Origin of the sequence: Aeromonas sp. 603607 (assembly GCF_049171595.1) — a bacterium.
Taxonomy (GTDB): Bacteria; Pseudomonadota; Gammaproteobacteria; order Enterobacterales; family Aeromonadaceae; genus Aeromonas; species Aeromonas veronii.
The window spans coordinates 25665-37171 of the sequence record NZ_JAAKOV010000010.1; the positions used below are offsets into that span (position 1 = coordinate 25665).

Consider the following 11507-nt stretch of genomic DNA (forward strand, 5'->3'; position numbering starts at 1 on the left):
TCGCCCACTCTTCGCAGGAGGCGACAAGGTGAATTTTCAGCAGTTACGCATTATCCGGGAGGCAGCGCGGCGGGATTACAACCTGACCGAGGTGGCCAATGCCCTTTTTACCTCGCAATCCGGGGTGAGTCGCCATATCCGCGAGCTGGAAGAGGAGCTCGGTATCGAGCTCTTTATCCGCTACGGTAAGCGGCTGCTCGGTATGACCGAGCCTGGCAAGGAGCTGCTGGTGATTGCCGAGCGCATTCTCAATGACGCCAACAACATCCGCAAACTGGCCAGCACCTTTGCCAACCGCGACTCGGGCCGTTTGCTGGTGGCGACCACCCATACCCAGGCGCGCTATGCCTTGCCGCGGGTGGTGAAGGCGTTTCGCGAGCAGTTCCCGCTGGTACAGCTGGAGCTGCGTCAGGGCAGCCCGGAGGAGATAGTGCGGCTGGTGCAGACCGGCGAGGTGGATATCGGCATCAGCAGCGAGCAGCTCGACAAGAGCGAAGGGGTGGTGGCATTCCCCTACTACCGCTGGCACCACAATATCGTGGTGCCTGAGCAACATCCGCTTACTGGCGAGCGGGATCTGACGCTGGCGGCGCTGGCCAACTGGCCCATCGTCACCTATCAAGCCGGGTTGACCGGGCGGGTGCGGGTGGATGAGGCGTTTGCTGCGGCTGGCATCGAGCCGCAGATCCTGCTGACGGCGCAGGACTCCGATGTCATCAAGACCTATGTCGAGCTGGAGATGGGGGTCGGCATACTGGCCGATATGGCGTTCGACACCCAGCGCGATCAGGGGCTGGTGCAGCTTGATGGCAGCCATCTGTTTGCCCCCCACACCGCCTGGATTGGCCTCAAGCAGGGGCAGTTCCAGCACAATTTTGCCTGGCAGTTTATCCAGCTCTGCAACCCCGAGCTGGCGCTGGCGGATATTCAGGCCCGCGCCATGGGCAGCGAGCCCGCCCTCGACTTCCAGATTTGAATCGGAAGAGACGACAGAAGGGGAGCCAATGGCTCCCCTTCCTTATTGCTGGCAGATGAGATTGCCAGCGAAAACAGACGGCTTCATATGAATTTTTTCACTTAGGTTTGCCAGTTAATTTTGTTTGTTATCAGGTACTTGGGTTGCAGGATGGAATAAGTGACTGACCAAAGTCGATCCATTCAGGATAAAGCATGCCGTATAGCTACCTATCACATCTGCGTTGCAGCAAGAGTGGCGAGATCCATGAGGCTGACCAGCCCTGGCAACTGAGCCGGGCAGGTGCGCCACTGCTGGCCAGCTACGATCTCGATGCGCTGAAGCGAGCATGGCACCCGGCGGCATTGCTGGGGCGCCCGGCCAGCCTGTGGCGTTATCACGAGTTGCTGCCGGTACGGGATCCCGCCCACGTTGTGACGCTGGGGGAGGGATTCACCCCACTGCTACGGCTGCCTACGCTGGGCAAGCAGATCGGTATTCCGGATCTCTGGATGAAGGATGAGAGCGTCATCCCCACCGGCTCCTTCAAGGCTCGTGGTGCAGCGGTGGGCATCTCCCGCGCGCGTGAACTCGGCGTCACTCACTTCGCCATGCCGACCAACGGCAACGCAGGGGCTGCATGGGCGCTCTACGGTGCCCGTGCCGGACTGCGCAGCACCATCGTTATGCCGCAGGCAGCTCCCGCCATCACCCGACTGGAGACCTCCCTCGCCGGTTCCCGCCTCTATCTGGTGGATGGCCTGATCAGCGATGCCGGTCGTCAGGTGGCGCAGGCGGTGGCGGAGCAATCCCTGTTTGACGCCTCAACCCTGAAGGAGCCCTACCGGATTGAGGGCAAGAAGACCATGGGGCTGGAGATTGCCGAACAGCTGGGCTGGACCCTGCCGGATGTGATCATCTATCCGACCGGTGGCGGGGTCGGCCTCATCGGTATCTACAAGGCGCTGCGCGAGCTGCAGGAGCTGGGCTGGGTCAAGGGCGCGTTGCCCAGACTGGTCGCGGTACAGGCGAGTGGCTGCGCGCCCATCGTAGAGGCGTGGCAACAGAGAGCCACCGAATCGAGCTTCTGGCCCGACTCCCAAACGCTGGCGTTCGGCATCAATGTACCCAAGGCGCTGGGGGATTTTCTGGTGCTGGACGCCCTTTATCGCACCGAGGGTTGCGGCATCGCGGTGGATGACAAGGCCATCCAGAGCGAGATCCGCCAGCTTGCCTCTCGCGAGGGCCGTTTTGTCTGCCCTGAGGGGGCCGCTGCGTTTGCTGCTGCTCGTCAACTGCGCGAGGCTGGCTGGATCCGTGGGGGAGAGCAGGTCGTGGTGCTCAATACCGGTACCGGCATCAAGTACCCGGATGCGATCACTGTGCTGCCCCAGCGTCTGCAGCGTGACGGGAGGATCCCGGCATGAATCTGGATCTGCCCTTTATCGTCACAACGCTGCCCGCCTTCGGCAAGGCGGTCTGGGTCACCTTGCAGCTGGGAACCATAGTGATCCTCACTTCGCTGGCGGTCGCCTTGCTCAACGTCGCCCTGCTGAGCCTGCACAAGCGGCCGCTCAGCGCCCTGATCCGCGGATATGTCGAGCTGGCCCGCAACACGCCGCTGCTGATCCAGCTCTTCTTCCTCTATTTCGGGCTGCCTGCGCTCGGCTTGTCGCTCTCCGGGTTTACTACCGCGGTGATTGCCATGACCTTCCTCGGCGGTGGTTATCTGACCGAGGCGCTGCGGGCGGGCATTCAGGCGGTGCCCGCCAGTCAGCTGGAGGCTGGCAGGGCTATCGGCCTCTCCCGCTGGCAACTGCTGCGCCACGTGCAGTTGCCCCAGGCCTGGCTCGCCAGCCTGCCGGCGCTGTTTGCCAACTTCATCTTTCTGCTCAAAGAGACAACTGTGGCTTCGGCGGTGGCGGTGCCAGAGCTGCTCTACACCACCAAGAATTACATCGCCCTCTACTACAAGACCTACGAGATGCTGGCGGTACTGACCTTGATGTGCGTGCTGATCTTTCTGCCGCTCTCCCTCGCTCTGCGCGTCGTTGAAAGGAGGCTGCAACATGGTCAGTTCGGTCACTGAATCGCTAATGCAGGCGAGGATCCCGATGTGGGCACTTATCTTCCAGCTGCCGCAGTCATTCGCCACCGAGGCGCAGGAAAGGAGGACTCAATATGGTCAACTCCGTTACTGAGCAGCTGACGCAGGCGTTGCCACTGCTGGCGGTGGGCGCAGGCCAGACCCTCGCCATCTCGCTGCTGGCCATCCTGTTTGCCACCCTCGGCGGTATCGCTTACGGCGTGTTGGCACAACAGGGCGGCCGGTTGGTGCGGGGTCTGCTGCGGCTTTATCTCGAGCTGTTTCGGGTAGTGCCGGTGCTGGTGTGGCTCTATCTCTTTTTCTTCGGGTTGCCGATCTTTTTCGGCCTCGATATTCCGGCCTTCTGGTGCGCCGTGCTGGTACTCGCCCTCTGGGGCGCCAGCGAGGTGGGAGAGGTGGTGCGCGGTGGCCTCAACTCCCTCGCCCGTGGTCAGCAGGAGGCCGGGTTGGCGCTCGGGCTCTCGACCTGGCAGCTCTATCGCCATGTGTTGCTGCCGCAGGCGTTGCAGCGGCTGACACCGCCGACCATCAACATCTACACCCGCATCATCAAGACCAGTTCGCTGGCGGTGCTGATCGGGGTGGTGGAGGTGATCAAGGTGGGCCAGCAGATCATCGAGCGCACCTATGGCTCGCTGCTTATTTACGGTCTGCTGTTTCTGTTCTTTTTTCTGGTCTGCTATCCGCTCTCGCTCGCCTCGCGCCGGCTGGAGCAACAATGGGGTAATGCGGTATGACACCTCTGCTTGAACTCGGTTCTGTCAGTAAACAGTTCGGCCCGAATCTGGTGCTCGATCGGATCAGCCTCAGCGTGCGCGCCGGGGAGGTGATCGTCATCCTGGGGCCAAGTGGTTGTGGCAAGAGCACCTTGCTGCGCACTCTCAACGGGCTCGAGCCCATTCAGGGGGGCGAGATCCGCTTCGATGGTGTGTTGCTGGACGGCGCTACCGACTGGCAGCGGGTGCGCCAGCGGATCGGCATGGTGTTCCAGAGCTATCACCTCTTCCCCAACCTGACGGTGCTGGAAAACGTGCTGCTTGGCCCCCTGCAGGTGCAAAAGCGGGAGCGGGCAGAGGCGCTGCTGCAAGCCGAGCAGCTGCTGACCCGCATCGGCCTGTGGGAGCGGCGCCATGACTATCCGCGCCAGCTCTCCGGTGGTCAGCAGCAGCGTATCGCCATCGTGCGGGCGCTGTGCATGAACCCGCAGGTGATGCTGTTTGACGAGGTAACCGCTGCGCTGGATCCCGAGATGGTGCAGGAGGTGCTGGAGGTGATCCGCGATCTCGCCGGCAGCGGCATGACCCTGCTTATCGTCACCCACGAGCTGGCCTTCGCCCGGGCGGTGGCGGATCGCATCGTCTTCATGGATGGTGGCCACATTCTGGAGCAGGCCGCGCCCCACCAATTTTTCGACAATCCCAGGAGCCAGCGTGCGCGCCAGTTCCTCGCCAAGTTTTCTTATACAAATGTCATCAAACGAAAGGAGTCAGCATGAAAAAAATCACTTCGGTTCTGCTTAGTGCCTTATTGGGACTGGGTATCGCCAGCGGCGCTGCCCATGCGGCGGACGGTTCTCTCGACAAGATCAAGGCGCGGGACAAGCTCATCGTCGGCGTATTCACCGATAAGCCGCCGTTTGGCTACGTGGACGAGAAGGGCAACTACGTCGGTTTTGACACTGATCTCGGCCGCCGCTTCGCCAAGGATCTGCTGGGGGACGAGAACAAGATCGAGTTCGTGGCGGTGGAGCCAGCCAGTCGCATCCCCTTCCTGCAGAGCGACAAGGTGGATCTGATCCTCGCCAATATGACGGTGACCCCGGAGCGGCGCGAGGTGGTGGATTTCACCAACCCGAACCTGCGAGTGGCGGTACAGGTGCTGGTGCCGGAAGGGAGTCCGGCCAAGAAGCTCGACGATCTGGCCAGCAAGACCCTGATCGTGACCACCGGCACCACGGCTGACATCTGGCTGACCCGTAACCACCCGGAGTGGAAGGTGCTCAAGTTCGAGAAGAATACTGAATCCCTGCAGGCGCTGGCGCAGGGTCGTGGCGACGCCTATGCCCAGGACAACCTAGTGCTGTTCAGCTGGGCCAAGGAGAATCCGGGATATCGGGTACTGCCCGAAAAACTGGGCTCGGAAGATCCCATCGCCCCGGCGGTGAAGAAGGGCAATATCGAGCTGCGTGACTGGGTCAACGACCGTCTCGCCAAGCTGGGTGAGGAGAAGTACCTGCTGAAACTCTATGACCAGTATGTGCGTGACAAGCTGAGCCCTGATACCGATCCGAATGATGTGATTGTCGAAGGAGGAAAATGGCAGGGTTAATGGACAAACCCTGTTTTGAAGAGTGTGTTGAGTGTGTGAAGTAAGTGAAGAGTGAGGTCTTGGTTCTGTTGGTATGCAAACCGCAAGGTTTGATTTTTCCGGGCGTCCCCTGCTAGAGAGGACGCCCTTTTTTATGTGGCCAAGCGTGGGTTAGTGCACTTCATCCCACGCCATCTGCCAGTGGGAGCCGATGCCTGGCTCGTACTGGGTGGCGGTGGTGGTCCACTGCTGGCAGTAGCCGCTGTAGGGGAAGGGCTTGCACTGATAGACCTTGCCATTTTTCGGCTGCTGCACCTTGGTGCCAGCGGCATAGGATTTGAGCGAGTTCGGGAAGACGAAGTCGTATTCGCCGCTGCTCTGCTCCTTGAACATCAGGTCCATGGTCTGCTGGATGGTCTCGCCACCCGCTTTCGGGGTGGCCTTGATCACCAGCTGGTGGTGACCGGCCTTGAGCCCTTCCAGCGCCATGGTGAAGGTGTGGCTGCTGTCCTTGATGTCAGCGCTGCTTTCACCCTTGGCGACGCCGCCGTGGTCATAGAGGGTGTTGGTGACGGCCAGATCGCCCTGTGCGGTGACGGTGAAATCGAGGGTTGCCTTGCCGTTGTCCAGCACATAGTCGCTGGCCAGACCGCTGACGCTGATGCTGTCCACCAACGGCGGTTGCTGCTGTTGCAGGTCAATCTCGACTCGATCCAGTTTGCTGTCTCGATGCAGATAGACGGGGTTCATGCCGTAGATCGGATTGAACTGGCCATCGGCTCCTTGCTGACCGGCGCGGATCAGGCTCTGCTCGGCGTTGAGCTTGCCGGCGAGGGCATGGGCCCAGTTGTTCTTCTGGCCCTGCTCGGCATTGGTGATGGTCAGCACGGTCTGCAGATCGGGGCGCTCGCCGTTGGCATCGAATACTCGGGTCATCGCCTTGTCACCCACCGCGAGGTCGATGGAGGGGTAGATGGTGCCGGCCTGGCTCCACTCCAGCGGCGGCTGGCTACCATCTTTGAACTTGGCATCGATGATGTTGTAGAAGCTGTTGCTGGTGTCGCCCACTTCCCACACGCCGAGGATCACCTGATAACCGGTTCGCTCCGGCAGGACACAGTTATGGGTCACCTGCTTGGGCGGCTGCACCATGTTGCCGTCGATGACGCAGAAGGGGGTCAGGTCGAACGAGTCGCGAGTGAGCGGTTGATTGGGGTTCCAGTCCTGCTTGGTGAGGTAGTAGCGCCAGTTGCGGGTGACGTGGTTGGCGGTGAAGGTCCAGCTGATGGCGAAGGGGCCGGGCTGTATTTCACGCTTGGTCCAGCGGTCGCTGGTCTGGATGTTCAGCTCGCTCCAGCGCGGGCTGCCCGCCGAGGCGATTTGACCATCCTGCGGGCCGGTTTGCGGGAAGCCTGATGGCCCCTCCACGCTCTGGGGTTCCCACTGTACGCCTCCACACTGGCTGTTGCCGCCGGTTTTGCACAGGTAGTTGCGGCTCTCGGGCTGGCTGATGTAGCCATGAGCCAGGGCGCTGCCGCTGGCCAGCAGGGCCAGCACCGCCGCGATGTGATTGAGTTGGATTTTTGCTGCCATACATTCCTCTGTTCGATAGATGTGGGCAGTCAGTTGGCCAGGGAGTTCCCCGATGCACACTTGCGTGTGGCAACCCCGCTATCCTGGACAAAACGTCTGTAGACCGGAGGCTTTGCGTCCCGACCTTTCGGTCAGTTTGCCAAATGACTAGATGGTTAGTGATGGGCCAAATGTTCGGCCATCAGCATTGTGCACCGCATTGATTAATTATTTGAAGTTGAATGTTTAAATGCATAATCCGGTGGCACAAAAAACGTTCTAACTGGCTGTTTTTAAATTGTTCTCTTGTTTATGAATGGCGTCGAATGCCGTTGAATATGCCGATAAGATGCATGCTTGCTGCGCGTTTTTCGGCTTAAAAAAACCTGCCAGCCGAGCTGGCAGGTCGAGTGACAAGGCGACACGGATTGACGCCATCAATGGCGGGCGCGCTGCTCGCTATTGGAGTGATGTAGAGTTGGCATCATAGGAGTCTTGCTGGACTCCTTGCCCAGTTTGAACACCGCAAGCCGCTCATCCAGGCTGCGGGAGAGACCGGCCAGCAGTTCGCTCTCCTGCGCCAGTTGCGAGGCGGACTGGGACATCTCGAGCGCCGAGTCGTTGATGCCGCTGACGTTGCGATTCATATCCTCGGCCACCATGCTCTGCTGTTCGGCGGCGGTAGCGATCTGGGTCGCCATGTCGCTCACATGCTGGATATGGTTGACGATCAGAGTGAGATCCTGACCCGCTTGTTGTGACTGGTTGACGCTGCTTTCGGCCAGTTTTCGGCTGGCATCCATGGCATTGGCAGCAGTGACGGCCCGTTGCTGCAACTGGGCGATGGTGCTCTGGATCTCTTCGGTGGACTGGCGGGTACGACTGGCCAGCTGGCGCACTTCATCGGCGACTACGGCAAAGCCACGCCCCTGCTCGCCAGCACGGGCGGCCTCTATGGCGGCGTTGAGAGCCAGCAGATTGGTCTGATCCGAGATGGAGCTGATGACGGCGGTCACTTCACCGATCTGCATCACCCCCTCTTTGAGCTGGTTGACCTGCAGGGTGGCCTGCTCCACCTCGGTAGCCAGCGCCTTGATGCCGTGCACACTGGCGTGAACGTCACGGTTGCCGAGGCCAGCTTCTCCGGTCGCTTCCTGGGTATCCCGCGCGGTATTTTCGGCATGCCCGGCCACATCGGAGATGGTGGCGCTCATCTCGTTCATGGCTGTGGCGAGCTGGGCCAGCTGATCCCGCTGGCTGCTCACCGCCTGATTGGTTTGCTCGGCGGAGGCGGCGATGCGCAGGGCTGCATCGGCCACGTTGCGGGCACCCAGACTGGCCTCCAGCAGGGCGTGACGAATGGCATCGAGACTCTGATTGGTACAGCGGGCGACCATGCCCAGCTCATCCTTGCCATGTACCGGGATGCTCACCACCAGATCCCCCTGGGCGACCCGTTGCATGGCGTTGTTGATCTGGTTGAGGGGGGAGACGATGGAGCGGGTGATGCGCCAGCCCAGCAGCCCCATCAGCAGGGTCACAATGGCGGTGGCGCTACCCATCTTCATGTACTGGGCCCAGATGGTCTGCTGGATATCCTGCAGCAGCATGCCGGAACCGAGGATCCAGCCCCAGGGTTGATAGCCTGACACCATGGAGAGCTTGTCAGCAGTTTCGCCCGATGGGCCGCTCCAGACATATTGCAGGGTGCCCTGTTTGCCTCCCTTGGCAATATCGACCATCTGCAGCCAGAACTGCCCGGCGGTGGCACCTGTTCCTTCCCCCATGGTCTGGCCGACCAGCTCCGGCCGGATGGGGTGCACCAGCATCTGGCGGTTCTCATTGATCACGAACAGATAGTTGTTGTCGTCAAAGCGCATATTGGTCAGCAGCTTGCGTGCCTCTTGCTGCGCCTGCTCCATAGGCAGGGTGCTGGCCAGAAACTGGATCTGGCTCATGGCCTGGCTTAATACCGCATTGAGCCGCGCCTCTCGCTCACTCATCAGATTGCGCTGGAGCGCGTTGGCCGAGATGAACAGCAGCGAGACAAAACCGACAAACGCCAACGTGAGCAGCAAAAACAATTTGCGGCTCACGGTGATATCACCGAGCTTGAACATGACGAAACCCTCATTCCCTGTTGATTTTCTATGGCTCGTTACTGCGGCAGCCAATTGCTTGATGTAACAACTTATTTACTATTAACCAGTGGTCGCGCGCCCTTAAATGAGCGTTTTGACAACAGTATAGCCAGCAGACAGCACTCCCCATTTTTTGGTAGCGTGTTCAGGCGCATCCCTGCGCAATTTTTGCCAAAGAGTGTGAATCATTTGGCATTTCACTAAAAAAGGAGTGGGCCCCGCTGCGGGTGACCCCATAACAAGAGGGAATTTATGAGTTCCATTGCCAGGAATTACTTCAACCAGCTCAACGCCGACTATCTGCAGGTACACAGGCGCAAGGAGGATCTCTTCTGGTCCACCTATATGGGTACCAGCGACGATCAGGCCGGTTTTACCGCGGCCGAGCAGGCCTACAAGGCTTTTTGCGCCAATCCGGCCCGTCTGCCCGAATTGCGGGAGATGCTGGCGCAGGCCGACGAGGATGATATCAAGCGCGGTCTGCAAGGCTGGATCGCCTTCTTCGAGTGCAATGTGATTGAAGATCCCGCCGCTGCCGCCCTGATGGATGAGCTGGTGGCTGCCGAGGCGGCGCTGTTCGCCCGCCGCAAGGGGCTGAAACTGACCCTGCTGGATGAGCATGGCCAGCAGGTGGCTGGTAGCCTACCCGCCGCCAGTACCTCCCTTGCCGCCAGCCCGAGCGAGGCGGTGCGCCAGAGCGCGCTCGCCATGTTCCACACCCTGGAGCAGTGGGTGGTCGGCAATGGTTTTCTCGAGGTGGTGGCGCTGCGCAACCGCTTTGCCAGCGCCATGGGCTATCGCGACTACTTCGATTACAAGGTGCGCAAGAACGAGCAGATGAGCCCGGAGCAGTTGTTCGCCATCCTCGACGACTTCATTTCCCGCACCGACGCCCGGCTGCAGCAAAGCCTTGCCGAGCTGAAAGCGGCCAAGGGGGAGGCGGCCCTGCTGCCCCATAACCTGCGCTACGCCATCAGTGGTGATGTAACCCGCCAGCTCGATCCTTATGTGCCCTTCTCGCGGGCGCTGAAGGATTGGGTCGAGAGCTTCCGTCGTCTCGGCATCCAGTATCGCGGGGCGACCCTCACCCTGGACTTGCTGACCCGGGAGGGGAAATACGAGAACGGCTTCTGCCACGGCCCGGTGCCGAGCTTCTTCCAGCAGGGGGAGTGGATACCTGCGGTGGTCAATTTCACCAGCCTGGCCGATCCGGCGCAGGTGGGCAGCGGCTGGAGCGGGCTCAACACCCTGTTCCACGAGGGGGGCCACGCCGCGCATTTTGCCAATGTCACCGGCAACGCCCCCTGCTTCTCACAGGAGTTTCCGCCCACCTCTATGGCTTATGCCGAGACCCAGTCGATGTTCTGCGACAGCCTGCTGGACGATGCCGACTGGCTCAAACGCTACGCCAGAAATGCGGCAGGAGAGGCGATCCCCGATGCGCTTATCAAGGAGATGATCGAAGCGCGTCAGCCGTTTCGCGCTTTTAACGAACGTCAGATCGCGCTGGTGGCCTACTTCGAGCGGGATCTCTACGCCATGGATGAGGCTGAACGTACTCCCAAGGCTGTGCTGGCGCTGGCCCGCAAGTGGGAGCGCAAGATCCTCGGTGTCGAGAGCCCGCGCCCGCTGCTGGCCATTCCGCACCTCCTTAATCAGGAGTCGGCCTGCGCCTATCACGGCTACCTGCTGGCGCTGATGGCGGTGGAGCAGACCCGCGCTTACTTCCTCAAGCGCGATGGCTACCTCACCGACAACCCGCGCATCGGGCCGGATCTGGCCGCCCACTACTGGGGGCCGGGCAACGGCATGACTCATGATGAGACCCTGCGCAGCCTGACTGGTGAAGGCTTCAGTGCCGTGCCGCTGGCCGAGGCGTGCAACCTGAGCGCCGCTGAGGCGTGGCAACAGGCGCAAGCCTGCATGGCCACCGCCCAGCAGCGCCCCGCGGCGGGTGAGGGTTCCCCGCTCGATGCCCATATCCGGGTGGTACACGGCGCCGAACTTATCGCCGACAACAGCGAGTCGGAAACCCGCATGCTGACCGATTTCGAGGCGTGGATCGTCAACCATTACCAACCGGTTTCAGCCGAATAATCCGCACAGCTCCCGGTGATCAGGCCGGGAGCTGTGCTTTTCATGGTTATTCGTTGTCGTAACCGTGGCAGTCGCTGCCATATTATTGGCAGGTGCGCGACACATTTTGTCGCCTTGCCGATTGGGTCCGCATTTTGCCATCAGATATGTATTCATATGAGCATGAATAGGAATTGCAGGCTGCAAGATAGTAGATTCACTGAGTTACGCTCTTTTGTCTTTTCTGTTAATAGTGCTTTTTGTAGTCATCTTTGTGCATAAAGATTGATCCATTCAACTATCTGCTAGTTATTCTCATCTTTCCGGGTTGACTAAATTGTCCACAACT

9 protein-coding genes and 1 riboswitch are annotated in these 11507 nt (G+C 60.4%); of the genes, 7 read left to right on the forward strand and 2 right to left on the reverse strand.

The window, feature by feature from the left end; genetic code table 11:
• Positions 1–28 precede the first annotated feature (28 nt).
• The 6 genes from cbl (at position 29) to G5315_RS10975 (ending at position 5390) form a co-directional block, all read left to right on the forward strand.
• Positions 29–976, forward strand: a complete 948-nt coding sequence (cbl, locus tag G5315_RS10950) for an HTH-type transcriptional regulator Cbl (RefSeq protein WP_159157696.1) — start codon at positions 29–31, stop codon at positions 974–976.
• 194 nt (positions 977–1170) lie between these two features.
• Positions 1171–2382: a threonine synthase gene (locus G5315_RS10955; RefSeq protein ID WP_421333035.1), complete on the forward strand. Its 1212-nt coding sequence runs from the start codon at positions 1171–1173 to the stop codon at positions 2380–2382.
• Entirely contained in the window at positions 2379–3044 is a 666-nt protein-coding gene (locus G5315_RS10960; protein WP_043850026.1) for an amino acid ABC transporter permease, read from the forward strand. Before G5315_RS10955 ends, G5315_RS10960 begins: the two co-directional genes overlap by 4 nt.
• A 92-nt stretch (positions 3045–3136) precedes the next feature.
• Entirely contained in the window at positions 3137–3799 is a 663-nt protein-coding gene (locus G5315_RS10965) for an amino acid ABC transporter permease (protein WP_159142968.1), read from the forward strand.
• The gene (locus tag G5315_RS10970; protein ID WP_040067361.1) at positions 3796–4557 is read left to right on the forward strand and encodes an amino acid ABC transporter ATP-binding protein; all 762 of its coding nucleotides are present in this window, start codon (positions 3796–3798) and stop codon (positions 4555–4557) included. Before G5315_RS10965 ends, G5315_RS10970 begins: the two co-directional genes overlap by 4 nt.
• Positions 4554–5390, forward strand: a complete 837-nt coding sequence (locus tag G5315_RS10975) for a transporter substrate-binding domain-containing protein (RefSeq protein ID WP_040067363.1) — start codon at positions 4554–4556, stop codon at positions 5388–5390. Before G5315_RS10970 ends, G5315_RS10975 begins: the two co-directional genes overlap by 4 nt.
• A gap of 150 nt (positions 5391–5540) precedes the next feature.
• Here the strand turns inward: G5315_RS10975 and gbpA are convergent, their stop codons facing one another.
• Complete coding sequence (gene gbpA, locus G5315_RS10980) at positions 5541–6962, reverse strand: N-acetylglucosamine-binding protein GbpA (RefSeq protein ID WP_421333036.1); 1422 nt, start codon at positions 6960–6962, stop codon at positions 5541–5543.
• 65 nt (positions 6963–7027) lie between these two features.
• Positions 7028–7113: riboswitch (cyclic di-GMP riboswitch) on the reverse strand.
• A gap of 265 nt (positions 7114–7378) precedes the next feature.
• A complete protein-coding gene (locus G5315_RS10985) occupies positions 7379–9061 on the reverse strand; it encodes a methyl-accepting chemotaxis protein (RefSeq protein WP_216952126.1) in 1683 nt (560 codons plus the stop codon).
• Between the two features lie 273 nt (positions 9062–9334).
• Here G5315_RS10985 and G5315_RS10990 point away from each other — a divergent pair, with 273 nt between their 5' ends.
• Positions 9335–11179: a M3 family metallopeptidase gene (locus G5315_RS10990; RefSeq protein WP_421333037.1), complete on the forward strand. Its 1845-nt coding sequence runs from the start codon at positions 9335–9337 to the stop codon at positions 11177–11179.
• The last annotated feature ends 328 nt before the right edge of the window (positions 11180–11507 follow it).